This is a genomic window from Arthrobacter sp. Leaf141, assembly GCF_001424565.1.
Lineage (GTDB): Bacteria > Actinomycetota > Actinomycetes > Actinomycetales > Micrococcaceae > Arthrobacter.
Map to the genome: position 1 here is coordinate 162,065 of NZ_LMOL01000011.1, position 21,604 is coordinate 183,668.

Annotated in this window: 20 protein-coding genes; 11 read left to right on the forward strand and 9 right to left on the reverse strand. The window is 66.5% G+C overall.

Annotated features, from left to right (window positions below; all coding sequences use genetic code 11):
- Positions 1–9 precede the first annotated feature (9 nt).
- From ASF72_RS10170 to bcp, 8 genes are all read left to right on the forward strand, one after another.
- Positions 10–252, forward strand: a complete 243-nt coding sequence (locus ASF72_RS10170) for a hypothetical protein (RefSeq protein ID WP_056598549.1) — start codon at positions 10–12, stop codon at positions 250–252.
- 180 nt (positions 253–432) lie between these two features.
- Complete coding sequence (locus ASF72_RS10175) at positions 433–1,236, forward strand: hydroxypyruvate isomerase family protein (protein ID WP_056598552.1); 804 nt, start codon at positions 433–435, stop codon at positions 1,234–1,236.
- A 110-nt stretch (positions 1,237–1,346) separates the two neighbouring features.
- Complete coding sequence (locus tag ASF72_RS10180) at positions 1,347–2,225, forward strand: 2-hydroxy-3-oxopropionate reductase (protein WP_056598554.1); 879 nt, start codon at positions 1,347–1,349, stop codon at positions 2,223–2,225.
- A gap of 131 nt (positions 2,226–2,356) precedes the next feature.
- A complete protein-coding gene (gcl, locus tag ASF72_RS10185; protein WP_056598556.1) occupies positions 2,357–4,135 on the forward strand; it encodes a glyoxylate carboligase in 1,779 nt (592 codons plus the stop codon).
- Between the two features lie 3 nt (positions 4,136–4,138).
- On the forward strand, positions 4,139–5,335 hold the full coding sequence (locus tag ASF72_RS10190) for a glycerate kinase (protein ID WP_056598558.1): 1,197 nt from the start codon (positions 4,139–4,141) through the stop codon (positions 5,333–5,335).
- The gene (gene allB / locus ASF72_RS10195; protein ID WP_056598561.1) at positions 5,328–6,671 is read left to right on the forward strand and encodes an allantoinase AllB; all 1,344 of its coding nucleotides are present in this window, start codon (positions 5,328–5,330) and stop codon (positions 6,669–6,671) included. Before ASF72_RS10190 ends, allB begins: the two co-directional genes overlap by 8 nt.
- 9 nt (positions 6,672–6,680) lie before the next feature.
- A complete protein-coding gene (locus tag ASF72_RS10200) occupies positions 6,681–7,355 on the forward strand; it encodes a winged helix-turn-helix domain-containing protein (protein WP_050686014.1) in 675 nt (224 codons plus the stop codon).
- A gap of 90 nt (positions 7,356–7,445) precedes the next feature.
- Positions 7,446–7,925, forward strand: coding sequence for a thioredoxin-dependent thiol peroxidase (gene bcp, locus ASF72_RS10205; RefSeq protein ID WP_050686015.1), 480 nt, complete (start codon positions 7,446–7,448; stop codon positions 7,923–7,925).
- 97 nt (positions 7,926–8,022) lie between these two features.
- Here the strand turns inward: bcp and purU are convergent, their stop codons facing one another.
- From purU to hxlB, 9 genes are all read right to left on the reverse strand, one after another.
- Positions 8,023–8,910: a formyltetrahydrofolate deformylase gene (gene purU, locus ASF72_RS10210; RefSeq protein ID WP_056598564.1), complete on the reverse strand. Its 888-nt coding sequence runs from the start codon at positions 8,908–8,910 to the stop codon at positions 8,023–8,025.
- A gap of 3 nt (positions 8,911–8,913) precedes the next feature.
- Positions 8,914–10,287 carry an L-serine ammonia-lyase gene (locus ASF72_RS10215; protein WP_056598566.1) on the reverse strand — a complete coding sequence of 458 codons (1,374 nt, stop codon included), beginning with the start codon at positions 10,285–10,287 and terminating at the stop codon, positions 8,914–8,916.
- Positions 10,287–10,922 (reverse strand): sarcosine oxidase subunit gamma, encoded by a 636-nt coding sequence (locus ASF72_RS10220; protein WP_050686019.1) that lies wholly within the window; start codon positions 10,920–10,922, stop codon positions 10,287–10,289. The genes ASF72_RS10215 and ASF72_RS10220 overlap by 1 nt, the downstream gene beginning before the upstream one ends.
- Positions 10,915–13,857, reverse strand: coding sequence for a sarcosine oxidase subunit alpha family protein (locus tag ASF72_RS10225; protein WP_056598569.1), 2,943 nt, complete (start codon positions 13,855–13,857; stop codon positions 10,915–10,917). Before ASF72_RS10225 ends, ASF72_RS10220 begins: the two co-directional genes overlap by 8 nt.
- The gene (locus ASF72_RS10230) at positions 13,854–14,258 is read right to left on the reverse strand and encodes a sarcosine oxidase subunit delta (RefSeq protein ID WP_050686022.1); all 405 of its coding nucleotides are present in this window, start codon (positions 14,256–14,258) and stop codon (positions 13,854–13,856) included. The genes ASF72_RS10225 and ASF72_RS10230 overlap by 4 nt, the downstream gene beginning before the upstream one ends.
- A gap of 27 nt (positions 14,259–14,285) precedes the next feature.
- The gene (locus tag ASF72_RS10235; RefSeq protein ID WP_050686024.1) at positions 14,286–15,506 is read right to left on the reverse strand and encodes a sarcosine oxidase subunit beta family protein; all 1,221 of its coding nucleotides are present in this window, start codon (positions 15,504–15,506) and stop codon (positions 14,286–14,288) included.
- Entirely contained in the window at positions 15,503–16,858 is a 1,356-nt protein-coding gene (glyA, locus tag ASF72_RS10240; protein WP_056598572.1) for a serine hydroxymethyltransferase, read from the reverse strand. The genes ASF72_RS10235 and glyA overlap by 4 nt, the downstream gene beginning before the upstream one ends.
- A 313-nt stretch (positions 16,859–17,171) precedes the next feature.
- Complete coding sequence (gene hxlA, locus ASF72_RS10245; protein ID WP_050686032.1) at positions 17,172–17,795, reverse strand: 3-hexulose-6-phosphate synthase; 624 nt, start codon at positions 17,793–17,795, stop codon at positions 17,172–17,174.
- 86 nt (positions 17,796–17,881) lie between these two features.
- Positions 17,882–18,499 carry a 6-phospho-3-hexuloisomerase gene (gene hxlB, locus ASF72_RS10250; RefSeq protein ID WP_082484199.1) on the reverse strand — a complete coding sequence of 206 codons (618 nt, stop codon included), beginning with the start codon at positions 18,497–18,499 and terminating at the stop codon, positions 17,882–17,884.
- Positions 18,500–18,637: 138 nt separating this feature from the next.
- Between hxlB and ASF72_RS10255 the strand changes: the two genes are divergently transcribed.
- The 3 genes from ASF72_RS10255 to ASF72_RS20345 all read left to right on the forward strand — a co-directional run.
- The gene (locus ASF72_RS10255; protein WP_442854160.1) at positions 18,638–19,966 is read left to right on the forward strand and encodes a helix-turn-helix transcriptional regulator; all 1,329 of its coding nucleotides are present in this window, start codon (positions 18,638–18,640) and stop codon (positions 19,964–19,966) included.
- An 84-nt stretch (positions 19,967–20,050) separates the two neighbouring features.
- A complete protein-coding gene (locus ASF72_RS10260) occupies positions 20,051–20,854 on the forward strand; it encodes an IclR family transcriptional regulator (RefSeq protein WP_056598575.1) in 804 nt (267 codons plus the stop codon).
- A 558-nt stretch (positions 20,855–21,412) separates the two neighbouring features.
- Positions 21,413–21,604, forward strand: a 192-nt coding sequence (locus ASF72_RS20345) for a hypothetical protein (RefSeq protein ID WP_157370962.1), incomplete at its 3' end; no start/stop codon positions are given.

Below are 21,604 nucleotides of genomic sequence, written 5' to 3' on the forward strand. Positions count from 1 at the left end.
AGCACGTTTTTGGTACTGAACAACCCGGATATCCACGACGACGTGGTGGACTACCGCGTCTACATGACGGCAAGCCACTCGGCACCGCAGGGGAAAATGCCAAGTGCACTCCCCGTCACGGTGACCACGACGCCCACACGGCACCGCAACGAAGTGGCGCATCCGGCGTACAAAGCCAATGGTGACGGCGTCAAGCTGGATACCGGGGCCATCCAGAAGGCCGTCGAAGGCCGAGGGCCCGCTTTCCCGTAACGGAAGGCGGGCCCTTCGGTTTAAGCGCCCGAAGCGGAAGCCGGCCCGCCCCTTGACTCGACACCCCCTCCTTCCCTACACTTTTCATAAAGCAGAATCTAAATTCCACAAAGCGGAAACGGTTGATAGCCAAAGAAGCATAGGAAGATGGATCAACGCCCCTCCTTGGAAGGACCTACGATGACGTACACAGTGAACTGCTCCATCCTCCTCACGGAGCTGCCCCTGCTCGAGCGCCCGGCCGCAGCCAAGGCAGCCGGCTTCGACGCCGTCGAGTTCTGGTGGCCCTTCGACTCCTCCGTCCCTTCAGACGCCGAGACCACCCGGTTCGAGAACGCCATCAAGGATGCCGGCGTCCAGCTCACTGGCCTGAACTTCAACGCCGGCAACATGCCGGGCGGCGACCGCGGACTGGTTTCCTGGAAGGGCCGCTGCTCCGAATTCAAAGACAACATCGACGCCGTGACCGGCATCGGCGAGCGCCTGGGCTGCAAGGGCTTCAATGCCCTCTACGGCAACCGCCAGGACGAGTTCACCCCTGAAGAGCAGGACGAACTGGCCGCAAAGAACCTGGCAGCCGCGGCCGCCGGCGTCGCCCGCATCGGCGGCACAGTCCTCCTGGAACCCGTCAGCGGCGCCCCCAAGTACCCGCTCCTCACCGCCGCGGACGCCCTCAAAGTGATCGCCCGTGTCAAGGAAGAGTCCGGAGCCACCAACATCAAGCTCCTGGCCGACTTCTACCACCTGGCCGTCAACGGTGACGACGTCGCAGCCGTCATCGAAAACCACGCCAAGGACTTCGGCCACATCCAGATCGCCGACAACCCCGGCCGCGGCGCCCCCGGCACCGGCAACCTCCCGCTGGGTGAATGGATCGCCCGCAGCCGCGAACTCGGCTACGAGGGCCACATCGGCCTCGAGTACAAGGAACCGCAGGAAACTGCGTTCAGCTGGGCCATCCGGGACCGCGCCACCGCTTCCTGAGCCCACCCGCCCAACTGACTGGCAGTTGTTGTCGTTTTGAACCCTCATAACGACAACAACTGCGACCTAGTTGGGTATCCCACCCGCAGACTTTTTAGAAAGAGAACCTCATGAGCAACGTTGCAGTCATCGGACTCGGAATCATGGGCCTGCCCATGGCCATCAACCTGGTCAAGGCCGGCCACACCGTCACCGGCTTCAACCGCAGCCAGGACAAGATCGACAAGCTCGTCTCCGAAGGCGGCCAGGGCGCCACCAGCATCGCGGACGCGGTCAAGGCGGCCGACGTCGTCGTCACCATGGTGCCGGACTCCCCCGATGTTGAGGGCGTCGTCAGCGGCAAGGACGGCGTGTTCGCCAACGCCAAGCAGGGCGCCCTCTGGATCGACGCGTCCAGCATCCGCCCGGACGTGGCCAAGCGCCTCGCCGAGGACGCCGCAGCAGCCGGCATCCGCCCCCTCGACGCACCGGTCTCCGGCGGCGAACAGGGCGCCATCGACGCCGTCCTCTCCATCATGGTGGGCGGCGAAAAGGCAGACTTCGATGCCGCACAGGACGTCCTGACGGCAGTGGGAAAAACCATCGTCCACGTGGGCCCCTCGGGCTCCGGCCAGACCGTCAAGGCAGCCAACCAGCTGATCGTCGCGGTCAACATCCAGGTCCTCGGCGAAGCCATCGCCTTCCTTGAGGCTTACGGCGTGGACACCGACGCCGCCCTGAAGGTCCTCGGCGGTGGGCTTGCCGGCTCCAAGGTCCTGGACCAGAAGGGCCAGAAGATGCTGGACCGCAACTTCGACCCCGGCTTCCGTCTTGCCCTGCACCACAAGGACCTGGGCATCGTCACCTCCGCCGCCCGCGAAGCCAACGTCGCCGTCCCCCTCGGCGCCGTCGTCGCCCAGCTCGTCGCCGCCACCGTCAACCAGGGTGATGGCGCACTGGACCACTCCGGCCTCTTCAAGCAGGTCCTGCAGCTCTCCGGCCGGGAGTAAAGCACCGCGGCGAAAGCCGCTCCACAGCACTCAACGGAAGCCCCGGCGTCGTACACACCCGACGCCGGCTCCCCTTCCACACCCAAAAACCAGCCCGCACAGGGCCCCCAAAGTTTCCCAAGGAGCACACCATGAGCAAGATGCGTACCGTTGATGCAGCGGTTGCAATCCTGGAAAAGGAAGGCGCCATCGAGGCGTTCGGCCTGCCAGGTGCGGCAATCAACCCCTTCTACTCCGCCATGCGGGCCCACGGCGGCATCCGCCACACCCTGGCCCGCCACGTCGAAGGCGCCAGCCACATGGCAGACGGGTACTCCCGCGCCAAGGACGGCAACATCGGCATCTGCATCGGTACCTCCGGCCCCGCCGGCACCGACATGATCACCGGCCTGTACGCCGCCTGGGCAGATTCCATCCCCATGCTCTGCATCACGGGCCAGGCCCCCGTGGCCAAGCTGCACAAGGAAGACTTCCAGGCCGTGGACATCGAGTCCATCGCCAAGCCCGTCACCAAGATGGCCATGACCGTGCTGGAGCCCGGCCAGGTTCCCGGCGCCTTCCAGAAGGCCTTCCAGCTGATGCGCTCAGGCCGCCCGGGCCCGGTCCTGCTGGACCTGCCCATCGACGTGCAGATGGCCGAAATCGAATTCGACATCGACACCTACGAGCCGCTGCCCGTGGAAAAGCCGAAGGCCAGCCGCAAGCAGCTGGAAAAGGCCCTGGCCATGCTCCTGGCCGGCGAGCGCCCGCTGATCGTGGCCGGCGGCGGCATTATCAACGCCGGTGCGTCCGCCCAGTTGGTTGAACTGGCCGAGACCCTGAACGTTCCCGTCATCCCCACCCTGATGGGCTGGGGCGCCATCGCCGATGACCACTCCCTGATGGCCGGCATGGTGGGCCTGCAGACCTCGCACCGCTACGGCAACGAGAACTACCTGCGCAGCGACTTCGTGATCGGCATCGGCAACCGCTGGGCCAACCGCCACACCGGCGGCCTGGACACCTACACGGCCGGCCGCACGTTTGTGCACATCGACATCGAGCCCACCCAGATCGGCCGCGTCTTCTCCCCGGACCTGGGCATCGCGTCCGACGCCGGTGCGGCGCTGGCCGGGCTGGTTGAGCTCGCCAAGGAGCGCAAGGCCGCAGGGTCCCTGCCGGACTACAGCGCCTGGGTTGCCGAATGCCAGGAGCGCAAGGGCTCCCTGCACCGCAAGACGCACTTCGAAAACATCCCGATCAAGCCGCAGCGCGTATACGAGGAAATGAACAAGGCGTTTGGCCGCGACACCACGTACGTGTCCACCATCGGCCTGTCCCAGATCGCCGGCGCGCAGATGCTCCACGTCTTCGGCCCGCGCAAGTGGATCAACGCCGGCCAGGCCGGCCCGCTGGGCTGGACCGGCCCCGCAGCCCTGGGCGTGGTGCGCGGCAAGCCCGACGAGACGGTGGTGGCACTGTCCGGCGACTACGACTTCCAGTTCATGATCGAAGAACTCGCCGTGGGCGCCCAGTTCAACATCCCGTACATCCACGTGGTGGTGAACAACTCCTACCTGGGCCTGATCCGCCAGTCCCAGCGCGGCTTCAAGATGGAGCAGAACGTCTCCCTGGCGTTTGAAAACATCAACTCCCCCGAAACCAACGGCTACGGCGTGGACCACCTCAAGGTGGCCGAAGGCCTGGGCTGCAAGGCCGTCCGCGTACAGGACCCGGCAGACCTGCCGGCGGCGTTCGACAAGGCCAAGGCCCTGATGGGCGAGTTCCAGGTGCCCGTGGTGGTGGAAGTGATCCTGGAAAAGATCACCAACATCTCCATGGGTGTGGAAATCAACGCCGTGAACGAGTTCGAGGAACTGGCCGAAACGGCTGCGGACGCCCCCACCGCCATCCTGGCACTGCAGGTCTAAACCATGCGGATCGTCATTGCCCCGGACAAGTTCAAGGGCTCCCTCTCCGCCCCGGACGTCTGCCGGCACCTCGAAAGAGGCCTGCAGGCAGGCGCCGGCGGCAACCTTGACGTCCTCCGGATTCCCGTGGCCGACGGCGGCGAGGGCACCCTCGACGCCGCCGTCGGCTCCGGGTTCACCCGCCGCACGGTCACGGTGGCCGGGCCCACGGGCCAGCCGGTCCAGGCCGACTTCGCGGTCCGCGACCACCAGGCAGTCATCGAAATGGCTACCGCGTCCGGCCTGGCCCTGCTGCCGCAGGTCCTGGCCGGGGGCGCCCCCGATGCCGAAGCAGCTTCCACGGCCACCAGCCTTGGCACCGGCCAGCTGATCAGCGCCGCCCTGGATGCGGGCTGCCGGCGGATTGTGCTGGGCGTTGGGGGCAGCGCAAACACCGACGGCGGCGCAGGACTCCTGCAGGGCCTCGGCGCGCGGTTCCTGGACCAGCAGAACAACGAACTCCCGGCCGGCGGCGCCGCGCTGGCCAATCTTCACACCATTGATTTCACCGACTTTGATCCCCGTCTGGTGGATACACGATTTGTGCTGGCGTCCGACGTCGACAACCCGTTGCTGGGCGCCCAGGGCGCCGCACGGGTTTTCGGCCCGCAAAAGGGCGCCGCACCTCAAGATGTCGACTCGCTCGACGCCGCCCTGGCCAGGTTTGTCGAAGTCCTGGCCAGGGAAATCGGATTCCGTGCTGTTAAGGCAGCCGAAGCGCCCGGCGCCGGGGCGGCAGGCGGTGTTGGCTACGCGGCCATCGCCGTCCTGGCCGCCACCCGCCGCCCGGGCATCGACGTGGTCCTCGAATTCACGGGCCTCGCAGAACGCCTCGCCGGCGCCGATCTGGTGATCACCGGCGAAGGCAGCCTGGACGAACAAAGCCTGCTGGGCAAAACCCCCATCGGGGTGGCCCGGGCCGCCGCAGCCCAGGGCGTCCCCGTCATCGCCGTGTGCGGGCGGACCACCCTGGCGCCGGAACAGGCCGCCGCCGCAGGGTTCGAGGACATTTATGCTTTGACCGCGCTGGAAAGCAATGTAGACAGGTGCATAGCAGAGGCTGGAACGCTTCTGGAGCAGCTGGGTACCCAGATCAGCGGCTGGCTGGCGGCCGAAAAGCCTGCCGCCACCGCCAACACCAAGGAGGACCTCCGTGTCTGAAGAACGTTATGACCTGGTCATCCGGGGCCAGCGCATCCTCACCACCGCCGGCATCGCCCCGCGCGAAGTGGGCGTCCGCAATGGCCGGATCGTGGCCCTGGAACCCCTGGGCAACGGCCTGGCCGGCACCGAGATCATCGAACTGGCCGACGACGAGACCCTCCTTCCCGGCCTCGTCGACACTCACGTGCACGTCAACGAGCCCGGCCGCACCGAGTGGGAGGGCTTCGCCTCCGCCACCCGCGCTGCCGCTGCCGGGGGCGTGACCACCATCATCGACATGCCGTTGAACTCGGTGCCGCCCACCACCACCGTTGAAAACCTCAAGCTTAAGCGTGAGGTGGCGGAGGACCAGGCGTTCATCGACGTCGGGTTCTGGGGCGGCGCGATTCCGGGCAACAAGGCGGACCTGCGGCCCCTGCACGATGAAGGCGTTTTCGGCTTCAAGTGCTTCCTGCTGCACTCCGGCGTGGACGAGTTCCCGCACCTGGACGCCGATGAGATGGAAGCGGACATGGCGGAGCTGAAATCCTTCGACTCCCTCATGATCGTCCACGCCGAGGACTCGCACGCGATCGACCGTGCCCCGCACCCCGGCGGCGACCACTACTCCACGTTCCTGGCCTCCCGCCCCCGCGGCGCCGAGAACAAGGCCATCGCGGAGGTCATCGAACGGTCCCGCTGGACCGGCGCGCGGGCGCACATCCTCCACCTGTCGTCCTCTGACGCCCTGCCCATGATCGCCTCCGCCAAGCGCGACGGCGTGAAGCTCACCGTGGAAACCTGCCCGCACTACCTCACCCTGATGGCGGAGGAAATTCCGGACGGCGCCACAGCGTACAAGTGCTGCCCGCCCATCCGTGAAGCCGCCAACCGGGAACTGCTCTGGCAGGGCCTCCAGGATGGCACCATCGACTGCATCGTCTCGGACCACTCCCCTTCCACCCTGGACCTCAAGGACCTGGAGAACGGCGATTTTGCTGTGGCTTGGGGCGGGGTTTCGTCGCTGCAGCTGGGCCTGTCCCTGATCTGGACCGAGGCCCGGCACCGTGGCATCCCCCTGGAGCAGGTGGTGTCCTGGATGGCTGAGAAGCCGGCCGCGCTGGCCCGCCTGTCCACCAAGGGCCAGCTGGCGCTGGGCTACGACGCCGACTTCGCCGTGTTTGCCCCCGACGAGGCCTTTGTGGTGGACGTGTCCAAGCTCAAGCACAAAAACCCCATCACCCCCTACGACGGCAAGGCCCTCTCCGGAGTGGTCCGCAGGACCTACCTGCGCGGTGCGGTGGTGGACGGCCAGACGCCCACCGGCAAGCTCATCCGCCGCGGCGGAGTGTAGGGACGCGCCATGGCAGTGGAAGCCCACCATCCGCGGGCGGAGGCCCGGCACCGGTTCCCCGCACAGGGCGCAGCCGCACGCGGTCTCGCCGTGTGGGTGGTCCCTGCCGATGGCACCAGTCCCGAACTGATGCGCCGCGCCGCCGAACTGGTCCTGGCGCGCGCCCTGCAAACTGCTCCGGAGGCGGAAGTCCACTGGCCCGCCGCCGGAGCGCCCACGCCGGAATGTTCCGCGACCGCGGAGGGGACTGCAGCCGACTCCTCTCCGGAACCCTCCGCGGCGGAACATTCCCTTCCCGGTGCCGCCCCGGCAGCACCGGAGGACGACGGCGGCACCCGGCTGCCGCCGTCGGCCGGCCCCGTGAGCCGCATGGCCGTGGACCTGGCCGCCGACCAGGTGCTGCTGGACGGACGTCCGGTGGCGCTGACCGGCGTCGAATTCAAGGTGCTCCGGTACCTGGTGACCCACCTGTCCCGCACCGTGGCCCGGGAGGAACTGCAGGCCTTCCTGGATTCCTTCGAGACGCCCGGCGCGTCCGAACGGTCCATCGACGTCTACGTGGGCCGGATCCGGCGCAAACTGGGCAACGCCCGGCACGCGGTGGCCACGGTCCGCGGCGGCGGCTACCAGTTTGTCCCCGGGAAATCGGCAACAGTGCGGGGTCCCGCGGAATACTGCATATGACGCCGGAGTTGTTGAATATGCACGGAAGACGCTTCACTGGATGCTTTGCCCCAAAATTTTGCCCCTGACAGATTCTTCAAAAGGAACGCCATGAGCCCCACCCTGACCACCAAGCTTCAGCCCGGCACCCAGGCCCCCGACTTCACCCTGAAGGATGCCCAGGGCAACGCAACGGCCCTCGCCGATTACCGCGGCAAAAACGTGATCGTGTACTTCTACCCCAAGGCGGCCACCCCCGGCTGCACCACCGAGGCCTGCGATTTCCGCGACAACCTGGCCTCGCTGCAGGGCAAGGGGTATGAGGTCATCGGGATCTCCCCCGACGCCCCCGAAGCCCTGGCCGGCTTCACCGGCGACTTCTCGCTGACTTTCCCGCTGCTCTCCGACGAGGACCACAAAGTGGCCCTGGCTTACGGCGCCTGGGGCGAAAAGCTGGTCAACGGCGAAATCGTCGAAGGCATCGTCCGCTCCACCGTGGTGCTGGACCCCCAGGGCAACGTCACCCTGGCGCAGTACCAGGTGCAGGCAACCGGCCACGTCGCCGCACTGAAGGAAGCCCTGGGCGTTTAGGACGCAGGTTTCCCCGAAACAACAAAAAACAGGGCCGCCCCTCGCCTTCCGCAAGGAAGGTGTGGGGCGGCCCTGGTTTTACGGCAGGAAATCCTGTTCAGCCGAGCACCACTGTCCGGCTGCCCTGCAGGATCACGCGGCCTTCGCAGTGCCAGCGCACGGCGTTGCTCAGTGCCTTGCATTCGGTGTCGCGGCCGGCAGCCACGAGGTCCTCCGGCCCGAAGGTGTGGTCCACCTCCACCGTCTGCTGGGCAATGATTGGTCCCTCGTCCAGTTCCGCGTTGACGTAGTGCGCGGTGGCTCCCACGGTCTTCACACCGCGGGCGTAGGCCTGGTGGTAGGGCTTGGCGCCCTTGAAACTGGGCAGGAACGAGTGGTGGATGTTGATGGCCCGGCCCTCGAGTTTGCGGGTGAGGCTGTCGCTGAGGACCTGCATGTAGCGGGCCAGCACCACCAGTTCGACGTCGAGCTCGTCCACGAGTTCCAGCAGCCTGGCTTCCGCCTCAGGCTTGGTGGCGGCGGTGACCGGCACGTGGAAGAACGGGATGCCGTGCCATTCCACCAGGGTCTGGTGGTCGGTGTGGTTTGACACCACCGCCACCACTTCAATGGGCAGTTCGCCGATCCGGGCGCGGAACAGCAGGTCGTTGAGGCAGTGCCCGAACTTGGAGACCATGATCAGCACCCGGCGCTTGGAGCCGTGCCGTTCCAGCCGCCAGCTCATGCCGAAGCGTTCCGCTACTGGAGTGAACGCCGCCCGCAGCGTATCCGCGGTGGTGGCATCGCCGTCGGACGAGAAGTGCACCCGCATAAAGAAGTGCTTTTCGGAGCGTTCGCCGAACTGCTGGTTGTCGATGATGTCGCAGCCGTGTTCCAGCAGGAACCCGGAAACGGCGTGGACAATACCCGGCGATTCGCTGCAGTCCAGCGTCAGGACATGCTCCACGGTGGTGGGGGCGGAGGTCTCAGCCTCAATGGCAGTCATGGCTCAGCACTCAATCACGTTAACGGCGAGTCCTCCGCGGGAGGTCTCCTTGTATTTGGTTTTCATGTCCGCTCCTGTCTCACGCATGGTTTTGATGGCTTTATCCAGCGACACCTTGTGGCTGCCATCGCCGTGCAGCGCCAGCCGCGCAGCATTGATGGCCTTCACGCTGGCGATCGCGTTCCGTTCGATGCAGGGAATCTGCACCAAGCCGCCAACGGGGTCACAGGTCAGGCCGAGGTTGTGTTCGATCCCCACTTCGGCGGCGTTCTCCACCTGTTCGGGGGTTCCGCCCAGCACCTCGCAGAGCCCGGCAGCTGCCATGGAGCAGGCCGAGCCCACCTCACCCTGGCACCCGACTTCGGCTCCGGAAATGGAGGCGTTGATCTTGAAGAGGATTCCGACGGCGGCCGCCGCCAGCAGGAAGCGGACCACACCGTCGTCGTCGGCTCCCGGAACAAATTTGATGTAGTAGTGAAGCACGGCGGGCACGATTCCGGCAGCGCCGTTGGTGGGGGCCGTGACGATGCGCCCGCCGGCGGCGTTTTCCTCGTTGACCGCCAGTGCGAACAGGTTGACCCATTCCATGGCCCGGAGCGGATCAGTGACGCCGGTGTCCGCGGTCAGCGTGCGGAACAACGACGGCGCCCGGCGCCGGACCTTGAGTCCGCCGGGAAGGATGCCTTCCGCCGCGCAGCCGTTGTCAACACATTCGCGCATCACGGCCCACAGCTTCAGCAGGCTCTCCCGGAGCTCCGCCTCGCTGCGCCACACCAGTTCGTTGGCCAGCATGACGTCGGAGATGGACATTCCTTCGCGGCGGCAGATGGCCAGCAGCTCATCGGCCGTGGTGAAGGGGTACGGCAGCGGAGTTTCGTCCGCCACCACCTGGTCACCGGGGCCGGCATCGCCGTCAACAACGAAGCCGCCCCCAATGGAATAAAAGCTCCGCTCGCTGAGGACGGACCCGGTGTGGTCCAGTGCGCGGAAGGTCATGCCGTTGGGGTGCGCGGGCAGCGACTTCCGGCGGTGCAGCACCACGTCCTCGTCCCAGTTGAAGTCCACCCGGTGGTTTCCGCCGATCAGGAGCTCGGCGTCCAGGGCGGCGGCAGCCACCTGGTCGTCAGCCGTAGCGGTGTTCACCGTTTCCGGGTCGAGGCCCTGCAGGCCCAGGACCACTGCCTTGTCGGAGCCGTGGCCGCGGCCCGTGGCGCCGAGCGAGCCGAAGAGCTCCGACTGGACCCGGACTGTATCGCTGAGGTAGCCGTCGGCCTTGAGTCCTTCGGCGAACAGCTTCGCTGCCCGCATCGGGCCGACCGTGTGTGAGGACGACGGCCCGATGCCAACAGAGAAAAGATCCAGGGCACTAAGTGCCATCAGGGGACCTCGGGGGAAGCGAACTCCCTCATTGCATCCAGGAGCCACCTGCCAAGGAAGTCCGCAAACGAAGCGCGGGGGAAGAGCCGGTAGCTCTCCTCGCCGGACTTCAGCAGGATGACCGGAATGAAGCCCACTTCGGTGTTCAGTGCTGTCCCTGCGGTGAAGGTGCGGGGGTGCAGGTCCAGCGCGCAGCCCTTTTCCAGGACGGCGCGGGCGCGCGGTCCGGTGAGTTCGAACGTGGTGCGGTTGGCGGAGAGGTCCACCACCTGCCCGGGTGCATCGCCCAGGGCGGCCACGAGTGAACCGATCAGGTCGCCGCCCAGGGAGTCGTGGGCCTCTTCGGGCGCCACCATCAGGAACTCGGACGGTCCCAGCCAGAGCACGCTGGCACGCTCCGTGCCGCCCACTTCCCCGCACCGTGCCGGCAGGCCGCCAACAACGGAGGCGATGCGCGAGCCGGCTTCGGATCCGGGGTCGACGCGGACGCCGGCCATGGTCTGGAACGGGCCCTCCTTCAGGACGACGGTTCCTTCGATGGACCCGGCTTCCAGTGCGGGGGCCAGGTGTGAGGCCGGGCTGCGGCGGATGTCCCGGAGTCCATTGATGCCTTCGAGTGCTGCTGTGTTAGCCATCTTTGCGGGTCCCTTCGGGGTCAAAAAGTACGGTTTCTGCGACAACAACATCAACCAGCTGGTCGCCTGCGGCGGCCAGCAGGGTCTCACCGATGCGGTTGCGGCCGTTAGTGATCAGTGCGAGCGCAAACGACCGGCCCAGGGCGGCGCTGTGGTAGCTGGAGGTCACGAAGCCCTGCATGGGGACGGGTCCGTCTGCGGGGTTGGTGTTGATCCCCTTCTCCACCAGCTGGGTGCCCTCGGGCAGCCGCAGGGTTTTGTCGACCGGAAGGACGCTTACCAGGTGCTTGCGGTCCGTACGCTGTGCGTCCTCGCGGGTGTAGGAGCGCTTGCCGATGAAGTCCTTGGCCTTGGAGATGATCCATTCCATCCCGGCATCCTGCGGGGTGACGGTGCCGTCGGTGTCCTGGCCAACAATCGGGTAGCCCTTTTCGGCGCGGAGCACGTGCATGGTTTCCGTGCCGTAAGGGGTGATGTTGAACTCGGCCCCGGCAGCCGCCACGGACTCCCAGGTGTTCAGGCCGTACCAGGCGGGTACGTTGATTTCGTAAGCCAGTTCACCGGAGAACGAGATCCGGCAGACCCGGGCCTGCACGCCGGAGGCCAGCGTGGTTTCGCGGAAGGTCATGAACGGGAAGGCTTCCGGCTCCAGGCCACCGTTGGCGGCGAGTTCCGGGGCCACCCGGGCGATCACTTCGCGGGACTTGGGCCCGACGACGGCGATGGTGCTCCACTGTTCGGTGACCGAGGTGCAGTGCACATCCAGCTCCGGCCATTCGGTCTGCAGCCATTCCTCCAGCCAGTCCAGCACCTTCGCGGCGCCACCGGTGGTGGTGGTCATAAAGAACCGGTCCTCGTCCAGGCGCAGGGTCACGCCGTCGTCGAAGATCATGCCGTCAGCCATGCACATCACGCCGTAGCGGGCGGAACCCGGGGCGAGCTTCTTGAAAGCGTTGGTGTAGATCCGGTTGAGGAACTCGCCGGCGTCCTTGCCGCGGATTTCGATCTTGCCCAGGGTGGTGGCATCCATAAAGCCCACGGATTCGCGGACGGCGGCGCATTCGCGCAGCACTGCTGCGTCCATGTCCTCCCCGCCCTGCGGGTAGTACCAGGGGCGCTTCCACTGCCCGACGTCCTCGAACAGGGCTTCCTTGGCCACGTGCCAGGGGTGGATCGAGGTGACGCGGGCGGGGTCGAAGAGTTCGCCGCGCTGGCGTCCGGCCAATGCTGCGAAGGCCACGGGGGTGAACGGCGCCCGGTAGGTGGTGGTGCCGATGTCGCCGATGCCGCGGGCCGCTTCGCCGGCAGTACGCAGTGCGGCGGCGATGACGCCGATCGCGTTGACGCCGGAGGTTTTGCCCTGGTCGTTGGCGGTGCTGATGGAGGTGTAGCGCTTGATGTGCTCCACCGACCGCATGCCTGCACCCGTGGACCGCAGCACGTCAGCCACTGACTGGTCCCGCTGGAAGTCAACGAAGTGGTGGTGCCAGTCGTCCGGGGTGCCTGCCGCGCCGGGTACCAGCCACAGCTGGCGGGTGGGGGCCGAAGCCTTCACGTCCTGCAGCGGAACGGGGACAACGGCGGATTCGAAGCCGGCGGCGATCGCTGCCGCGGCGCCCGCGGAAATGCCTTCGGCCAGGCAGTCGGCCAGGTCGAAGCTGCCGCGGCCGGAACCGACGCTCTGCTGGTTGGGAACCACGGTGCTCGGCACAAATGCCGCGAGGTCATCATCCCAGCGCAGCTTGCCCTGCCGCTGCGAGTGGAGGTGCACCAGCGGGCTCCAGCCACCGGAGACGGCCAGCAGGTCGCAGGCGATCTGTTCGACGCCGGAGGTGAGTTCGCCGTCCTCGTTGATGCTGCGGACGGTCACGCCGTCCAGGCGGGAATCCGCGCCGGCGGAGGTGTCTGCCACGGCGCTGCCGATCAGCACCCGGATGCCGGCTTCAACGGCAGCGGCTGCCACGCTGCTGAGCACGGGGCGGGCGTCCACAATGGCGGCAACCTTGACGCCGGCGGCGGCGAGGTCTGCGGCCACGGCATAGGCGCTGTCATTGGTGGTGCTGATGACGGTGCGCTGGCCGGCGGCTACGGCGTAGCGGTTGAGGTAGGTGCGGACGGCCGAGGCGAGCATGATGCCGGGGCGGTCGTTGTTCTCGAAGACCAGGGGCCGTTCGTGGGCGCCGGGGGCCAGGATCACCTGGCTGGCGCGGACGTGCCAGATCCGCTGGCGGGAGACACCGGAAGCCGCCGGGCTGGAGAGGTGGTCGGTCCGGTTCTGGACTGCGATGACGTAGTTGGCGTCGTAGGCGCCGAACGCGGTGGTGCGGTTCAGGACGGTGGATTCCGTGGCGGAGACGAGTTCGGCCTCGACATCCGCCACCCATTCCAGGGCGGGCTTGCCCTCGATGGTTTCGGCCAGGCCGGGCGCGGTTGAGCCGGAGAGGAGCGAGCCGCCAAGTTCGGGCTGGTCATCCATCAGCATCACGCGGGCGCCGGTGCGGACGGCTTCGCGGGCGGCTGCGAGGCCGGCGGCGCCGCCGCCAATCACCAGGACGTCGGTGTGGACGTACTTCTTGTCGTACTCGGCGTGGTCCTCTTCAGGATCCAGGCGGCCCAGTCCGTTGAGCAGGTCCGCCTTCAGGCCATCCACCAGGGTGATGGTGGTGGCGGGCAGCATGGACTCGGCCACGTGGCCGGGGAACCGGGGTTCGATCCGGACCAGGGCGTTGGCTTCCTCCACACCGGCGGACATAATGCCGCGGGGGCGGTCCTCATAGAGGGAGTTGCCGACGGCGACGCGGCCGTTGGCCAGCAGGGCCGAGGCCAGCGTATCGCCCGGGTGGCCAACGAATTCCTCGCCGTTTACGGTGAAACGCCAGGAGATGCTGCGGTCGATGCGTCCGCCGGCAGCGAGGCGGGCGTTCTGGGAAGTCACTTGGTTGCTCCTTCCGGGGCGGTGGCGGGAGAGATGCTGGTGCCGGTGACGTCCGGCGCGGCGGTCCCGGTGGTGGTGCTGTCCGGAGCGAGGCTGGCGGTGCCGGAATCAGGGGTCGGGGCGCCGGCCGAATCCGGGCGGGCCGAACCCATCGGGTAGATGGCCTGGATGTCATAGGTGACGGTGTCGCGGAGCATGTTGAACCACTGCCGGCAGCCGGTGCTGTGCAGCCACCGCTCGGCGAAGGTGCCCTTGGTGTTGTCGCGGTAGAACAGGTACTCGGACCATTCGCGGTCGTTCAGTTCGCTGGGGACTTCCGGGTAGGGAACGTGGGCCTGGCCGCCGTAGTGGAACTCGGTCTCGTCGCGCGAGCCGCAGTTGGGGCATGAAATGAGCAGCATGTGCGTCTTCTTTCTAGGGGACGGCGGCTAGTGGGCCACGGCGGCAGCGCCGTGTTCGTCGATCAGGGCTCCGGTTTCGAAGCGTTCCAGCGCGAACGGCTTGTTCAGCTCGTGCGGGGCACCTGTGGCGATGGTGTGCGCAAACGTGAGTCCGGCAGCGGGGGTGCCCTTGAAGCCGCCGGTTCCCCAGCCGCAGTTCACAAACATGTTCTCCACCGGGGTGGTGCCCACGATCGGCGAGGCGTCCAGGGTGGTGTCCACGATGCCGCCCCAGGTCCGCAGCACGTGTGCCCGGGCGAAAATGGGGAAGAGTTCGACGGCGGCAGCCATCTGGTTTTCGATCACGTGGAAGGACCCGCGCTGGCCGTAGCCGTTGTAGGAGTCCACGCCGGCGCCCATGACCAGTTCGCCCTTGTGTGCCTGCGAAACGTAGACGTGCACGTGGTTGGACATCACCACGGTGGGGTGGACGGGTTCGTGCAGCTCCGAGACCAGCGCCTGGAGCGGGTGGGACTGGATGGGGAGCCGGAAGCCCGCCATTTCGGCCAGGACCGAGCTGTGCCCGGCGGCGCAGAGGCCAACCTTCTCGGTGTTGATGGTGCCGCGGTTGGTCTTGACGCCTACCACGCGGTTGCCGTCCTTGAGGAAGCCGGTGACCTCGCAGTTCTGGATGATGTCCACGCCCAGCTCGTCACACTTCCGGGCAAAGGCCCATGCGACGTGGTCATGCTTGGCGATGCCCGCGCGGGGCTGGTAGGTGGCTCCCATCACGGGGTACCGGATGTTGTCGTTGATGTTCAGGATGGGGCAGAGTTCCTTGACCTGCTTCGGGTCCAGCCATTCAGCGTCCACACCGTTGAGCTTGTTGGCGCCCACGCGGCGCATGCTTTCACGGACATCGCCCAGGGTGTGGGCGAGGTTCATCACGCCGCGCTGGCTGAAGAGGAAGTCGTATTCCAGTTCCTCCGGCAGGACCTCCCACAGCTTGAGCGCCTTTTCGTACATGGCCGCGCTCTCGTCCCAGAGGTAGTTGGAACGGATGATGGTGGTGTTGCGGGCCATGTTGCCACCGGCCAGCCAGCCCTTTTCCAGGACGGCGATGTTGGTCATGCCAAAGTTCTTGGCCAGGAAGTACGCAGTGGCCAGGCCGTGCCCGCCGCCGCCCACGATGATGGCGTCGTAGGAGGACTTGGGCTCCGGGTTGCGCCAGAGGAAATCCGGGTGCTCCGGAAGCTGGTGGGTGCTCACTGGGCTGCTCCGATCAGGTCTGCTTCGAACGCTGCGATTTCGGTGCCGTTGACCAGGTGGGGGTAGAGCGGGAACGCGTTGGCCAGTGCGGTGACCCGGGAGCGGAGTTCGACGGAGGTGGCCTCGCTGAGGGATTCGCCCTCCTCGGCCCCGTTGCCTGCAGCGGCGATCAGCGCCGTCGCGATGATGTCCGCGACTTCGGTGAATTCTGCCGCACCGAAGCCACGGGTAGCGAGGGCGGGGGTACCGATCCGGAGGCCGGAGGAAACCATCGGCGGGCGGGGGTCGAACGGGACGGCGTTGCGGTTGACCGTGATGCCGATCCGGTGCAGCGCGTCTTCGGCCTGCTGGCCGTCGAGTTCGGAGTTCCGAAGGTCCACCAGGACCAGGTGGACGTCGGTTCCGCCGTTGACCACGGAGATGCCGGCTGCGGCGACGTCGTCGCGGAGCAGGCGCTCGGCCAGCAGCTTGGAGCCCTGCAGGACGCGTTCCTGGCGTTCCTTGAATTCCGGACCGGCGGCCAGCTTGAAGGCGACGGCCTTGGCGGCGATGACGTGCTCCAGCGGCCCGCCCTGCTGGCCGGGGAACACGGCGCTGTTGATTTTCTTGGCGTACTGCGCCTTGGCGAGGATGACTCCGCCGCGGGGTCCGCCCAGGGTTTTGTGTGTGGTGGTGGTGACGACGTCGGCGTACGGCACCGGATTGGGGTGCAGCCCTGCTGCCACCAGGCCGGCGAAGTGGGCCATGTCCACCATCAGGTAGGCGCCCACGAGGTCCGCGATGCGGCGGAACTCGGCGAAGTCGAGCTGGCGGGAATACGCGGACCAGCCAGCCACGATCAGCTTGGGCTTGTGCTCCAGGGCCAGCGCTTCAACCTCGGCCATATCGATCCGGAGATCGTCTTCACGCACGTTGTACGGGACCACGTTGTAGAGCTTGCCGGAGAAGTTGATCTTCATGCCGTGGGTGAGGTGGCCGCCGTGGGCCAGGCTCAGGCCCATGATGGTATCGCCCGGGTTGAGCAGTGCGAACATGGCCGCTGCGTTGGCCTGTGCGCCGGAGTGCGGCTGGACATTGGCGAACTCTGCGCCGAACAGGTCCTTTACGCGGTCGATGGCGAGCTGCTCAATCACGTCAACGTGCTCGCAGCCGCCGTAGTAGCGCTTTCCCGGGTAGCCCTCGGCGTACTTATTGGTCAGGACCGAGCCCTGCGCCTCCATGACGGCGGCGGGTGCGAAGTTCTCCGAGGCGATCATTTCCAGCGTTGACTGCTGGCGATCCAGCTCGCGGACGATTGCCTGCTGGACCTCGGGATCGACTGCGGAAAGTCGCTCGTTCAACTGCTCAACCACGGTGGCTCCTTTGAAATACTATTGCTATCAAACTAATATATTAGTGTGGCTTCAATGGTATGAGGGGGATCACAGGGGCGTCAAGGGGTGATCGGAAAATGACACCAGGCCTCCGGTCAGGACCCCTCCCACCGGAAAATGACACCAGGCCTCCCGCCAGGACCCCCGCCGCCGGAACCCGACTGGACGGCGCAGCACCGCACCGGCGACTCCAGGCCTGCCCAGCACCACCACAAAACGGCGGCCCGCACCCAAGGTGCGGACCGCCGTCGTGGTTTCCTGCCTGGCTTTGCCCGGCGGGGATGGATGCGGCCTAGATGATGGCCGCGCGGAGTTCCTTTGCAGCCACTGCGGGGTCGCTGGCGCTGTAGATGGAACCGCCAACAACGGCGACGTCGGCACCGGCGCGCTGCACCGCGTTGATGGTGGAGAGGTTGACTCCGCCGGCAACGGAGAACGGCACGCGGGCTTCTTCGCCGGCACCGAGGAGGACGTCCAGGTTGTAACCCGGCTTGGCCTGCTCGTCGAGGCCGGCGTGGAACTCGATGAACTTGGCGCCGAGTGCGCGGGCTTCCTTGGCGCGGGTCACCTTGTCCGCGACACCGATCAGGTCAACAACGATGCCCTTGTTGTGTGCCTTGGCGGCCTTGACGGCTCCGGCGATGGTGGAGTCGTCGGCGCTGCCGAGCACGGAGACCAGGTCTGCACCGGCGTTGAACGCGATCTCGGCTTCCAGTTCCCCGGCGTCCATGGTTTTCATGTCGGCAAAGACGATCTTGTCCGGGTGGGCGTTCTTGACGGCGGTCACGGCGGACAGGCCGGCGTTCTTCACCAGCGGGGTGCCGAGTTCGATGATGTCGACGTATTCGGCAACCTTGCCGGCGAGATCCAGGGCGGCTTCGACGGTGAGGACGTCCATGGCAACTTGCAGTTTCATGATGGTTTTCCTTGCGTTGGGTGGGGCTGCTGGGTTGGGGAGCTGGAATGGGCAAAGCTGAGGTTGGGAAAGCTGGGCTGGGTCAGCTATTCAAGGTTCGCGTGGCGCTGCCAGAGTTCCTCGGCGGCCGCAGCGTCGGCGTCCCAAAGGCTCTGGAACACCGCTTCGGTGGCTGCGAACAGCACCTGCTCAAAAAGGCTGCCGGAGTACTGCCGGGAAACGGCCGAGCCGTGGTCCGTTTTTTGGGCGGCCGGGATGACCACAACGGCGGCCGCGGCAGCTGCGAGGGGCGAACCGGGGTTGGTGGTGTACGCGGCCACGGCAGCACCCTGGCCGGCAGCGGTTTCGGCCGCCTTGACCACACCCGCGGTGGTTCCGGAGCCGGAGGCCGCGAGCAACAGGTCGCCGGCACGGATGGCGGGCGCCGTAGTCTCGCCAACCACGTGGACCATCAGTCCAAAGTGCATCAGCCGCATGGCCGCCATTTTCAGTACCAGGCCGCTTCGCCCGGCGCCGGTCACGAAGACCCGGTCGGCCAGCCTGAGCTGGGTCACCAGGGCCGCCACCTGTTCAGGATCAATACGACGGAACACCGCACTGATCTCGGCCAGGACAAGCTCCCGGTTGCGGCTGAATGCCCGGGCGGTATCGGCAGGGGCCACGTGATCGGTGTCTGCCGGATCAGTGTTCGTAATGGTGCTCAATTGACGGCTCCCTCCTTCCAGCGAAAGTTACCTTTTAATCCTGACTCGCCCGGCGGGCAGGTCCAACGCCAAGATTGAACGGTCTTACCTACCCAAACGGATAGGCAGGATGGCCGGACAACGTAGAATGGACGGGTGATCCCTTTCTCTGTTGCCGGCACCCCCACGGCCGTCCGCACCCCCGCACCCGTTACGGCGGCCCCGCCCCTGCTGGCTGCCGTTGCAGCTTTATGCACGGCGCCACTGGCCACCATCGCCCAGCGGCTCAGGGATGCAGCCCTCCCGTACGTGGGCAGCAGCGCGCTGGTCATCTTCACCGAGGAATGCACCGGCCGGCCGCAGAAGAAGGCCGGCGACGAGGCCATCATCAGCCAAGTGACCATCACGGAACTGGACCATATCCGGGCGTCCCTGCCCGGCTCCGGAACCCCGCAGGGTGGGGTGTGGCAGGGCGAAGCGTTCGTGGCCGGCTGGGACCGCACCGTGTTGACACTTACTTCGCCGAGCAATGCCCTGCTGGTCCTCATCGACCCCAAACCCCTGCCCGATCCTGCGGACCACCCGGCGGCGGAGCAGATGCTCCGCTACCTGTGGACCCTGGCCGCCGAGCGGATCCGCGAAAAGGTGGCTGATGCGCCGCCGTCGTACCTCATTGAATCCCGCGCGGCCTCCGCTGAACGGGTCCGGGTCACGGCGGAACTGGTGGACAGCCACTCCACCACGCTCGAAACCCTGCTCGCGGCCTTGCGCTCCCCCGCACTGGACGATGAAGCGGCCCGCAAGTCCGCCACCGACGTCGCCGCCAAGGCATTGGTGGGACTCCGCACGCTCAGCGACCGGACCACGGAAATGGTGGAAGAGCCGGTTGCCACCGCCTTCCAGCGCCTCCGCGAAGACCTGAGACCGCTCACGCATTTCAGTGGCATCGACGTGCAGTTCATCGAACCGCCCGTGAACGGCCGCGCGCTGCCCGGCGAAGTGGCACATGCGGCCCGCGCGATCGTCCGCGGGCTGGTGCTCGCCATGGTGGACCAGTCGGGGGTCCGCCGGATCCGCATGCAGTGGGACTGCGACGGCTTGAACCTCCTGGTCAACGTCCGCGACGACAGCGCAGGCCAACTGTCCGCGGCGGCGCCCAGCATGGTGCGGCTCACCCAGCGCGTCGAGGCCCTGCACGGCCGCATGTCCGTGGACGTGATGTCCGGGTGGGGCTCCGACGTCGCCGTCTCGCTCCCCCTGGATCCGCCGGCGCGTCCGCTGGCCGATGTCTCCGGCTGGAAGCTCGGCGACCGTGAACTGGACGTGCTGCAGCTGCTGGCCGCCGGCCAACGGAACCGCGCCATCGCCACGAAGCTGCATATCAGCGAGAACACGGTGAAGTTCCACCTCCGGAACATTTACCGCAAGGTTGGTGCTTCCTCGCGGACGGAAGCCATCGCGATGGCCCACAGCAGCGGCATCGGGTAGGCGCCTGATGCTGGCGCAGTCCGCTGTGGCCCTGACCCCGCTCTTGCCCCCGCCCGGAACGGATGACAGGGTGGCCCTGTGCCCATGAACAGCGAACCCGGACCCGATGTCGGGGCGCCAACCGGCCCGCACGGCGGCGTCCAGTCCGTGGACCGGGCCCTCGCTGTCCTGGAAATCCTGGCGCGGACCGGCCATGCGGGGGTCAGCGAAATCGCGGAAGAGCTGGGCATCCACAAGTCCACCGCCTCGCGCCTGCTGGGGTCGCTGGTCAGCAGGGAGATGGTCCACCAGAACAGCGAACGCGGGAAGTACCAGCTGGGTTTCGGCATCCTGCGGCTGGCAGGTTCCATCCCCGGCCGGCTCAGCCTGGTGCGGGAGGCCAGGCCCGTCCTGGAAAGCCTTGCGGACGAATTCAAGGAAACGGTGAACCTGGCCGTACTGCGCTCCAACTACGCCGTCAACGTGGACCAGGCCATGGGCCCGGCAACCCTCGCCACATACGACTGGGTGGGCAGCCTGACACCCCTGCATGCCACTTCAAGCGGAAAAGTCCTGCTGGCTGCGCTGACCGTGGCGGACCGGGACCGCATTTTGAAGGAAACCGGACTGCCGGCGAGGACGCCGCGGACCATCACCAGCCGGAAAAAGCTGGAACACCAGCTGCTCAACGTCGTCCGCAACGGCTACGCCATGGTTCATGAGGAGTTCGAAATCGGCCTGACCGCAGTGGCAGTTCCCGTCTTCAACCATGTTGGCCTGGTGATTGGCGCCCTCAGCATTTCCGGGCCGGCGTTCCGCTTTGAGCCCGAGGCCGTCCCCGGCGCGGTTGAAACGCTGAAAGAAGCCGGCCTGCTGACCAGCGCCAAAATGGGCTACACCCGGCGGTAGCGGCCGCCGGTCGTTAAAAGCGGTCGAGCCTGTCCATTTGGCCAGCGCAAGCACCTGCGTGTTTCGGTTTGATGAATTGCTTGATACGCAACACTCATCATGATGCGCAACAACAGTGACATTAGGAAAGTCTCCGAAATACGACCCCAAAGTCCTTGACACGGGGGTGTGACGGGGCGCACTCTGTTGCTTACTGCGAAATCTGTTGATTCTTGCGGAACGCTCTCCGAGTGTGCCGCTCCAGTGTTCACAAAGACACTTCCGGACCCTAACGAGGTGCTCCATGCACAACGCTTGCCCGCTCAGCGACCCCGCTTCCGGGAAGGCACAACGGTTGGACCCAGCCCCGCCTGACACCGTCCTCCGCACGAAGGACGGTTGAATCCTGCCACCGACGACCCCTGTACCCAGCGGTTTTGGGCTGCGTGAGAGCAAGCAGGATTCCCGACGGCAACACCATGGTTATCGCCCCGGCCAAGGCCCACAATCCCCACCCGGCCCACCCCCAAAGACCATGTTCATCGCACGCCCATGACTCGCCGAGCAAAGGACCCGCTCATGGCCATTAATAGTGAAGTATCAACCCCTAAACCGAACGAGCTTCCCGCCGACGTCAACGCGGCGGGCTCGCCCATCCCGCCGGACCCGGAAGACGCCGGTGCATCAGCCGGTTTGCCTGACGCGGAAGAGCACGCGCAGATCATGGAGGAGCTGCGCAGCGCCAGGACTGAGCGGGCTGTTGCGGACCGC

Excerpts from the sequence above, each read along its gene's own strand:
- ASF72_RS10260 (WP_056598575.1), top strand. The coding sequence starts at position 20,051 with ATGAACAGCGAACCCGGACCCGATGTCGGGGCGCCAACCGGCCCGCAC.
- purU (WP_056598564.1), bottom strand. The coding sequence starts at position 8,910 with ATGACTGCCATTGAGGCTGAGACCTCCGCCCCCACCACCGTGGAGCAT.
- ASF72_RS10230 (WP_050686022.1), bottom strand. The coding sequence starts at position 14,258 with ATGCTGCTCATTTCATGCCCCAACTGCGGCTCGCGCGACGAGACCGAG.
- ASF72_RS10180 (WP_056598554.1), top strand. The coding sequence starts at position 1,347 with ATGAGCAACGTTGCAGTCATCGGACTCGGAATCATGGGCCTGCCCATG.
- ASF72_RS10220 (WP_050686019.1), bottom strand. The coding sequence starts at position 10,922 with ATGGCTAACACAGCAGCACTCGAAGGCATCAATGGACTCCGGGACATC.
- ASF72_RS10175 (WP_056598552.1), top strand. The coding sequence starts at position 433 with ATGACGTACACAGTGAACTGCTCCATCCTCCTCACGGAGCTGCCCCTG.
- ASF72_RS10200 (WP_050686014.1), top strand. The coding sequence starts at position 6,681 with ATGGCAGTGGAAGCCCACCATCCGCGGGCGGAGGCCCGGCACCGGTTC.
- gcl (WP_056598556.1), top strand. The coding sequence starts at position 2,357 with ATGAGCAAGATGCGTACCGTTGATGCAGCGGTTGCAATCCTGGAAAAG.
- ASF72_RS10215 (WP_056598566.1), bottom strand. The coding sequence starts at position 10,287 with ATGGCACTTAGTGCCCTGGATCTTTTCTCTGTTGGCATCGGGCCGTCG.
- ASF72_RS10190 (WP_056598558.1), top strand. The coding sequence starts at position 4,139 with ATGCGGATCGTCATTGCCCCGGACAAGTTCAAGGGCTCCCTCTCCGCC.
- hxlA (WP_050686032.1), bottom strand. The coding sequence starts at position 17,795 with ATGAAACTGCAAGTTGCCATGGACGTCCTCACCGTCGAAGCCGCCCTG.
- bcp (WP_050686015.1), top strand. The coding sequence starts at position 7,446 with ATGAGCCCCACCCTGACCACCAAGCTTCAGCCCGGCACCCAGGCCCCC.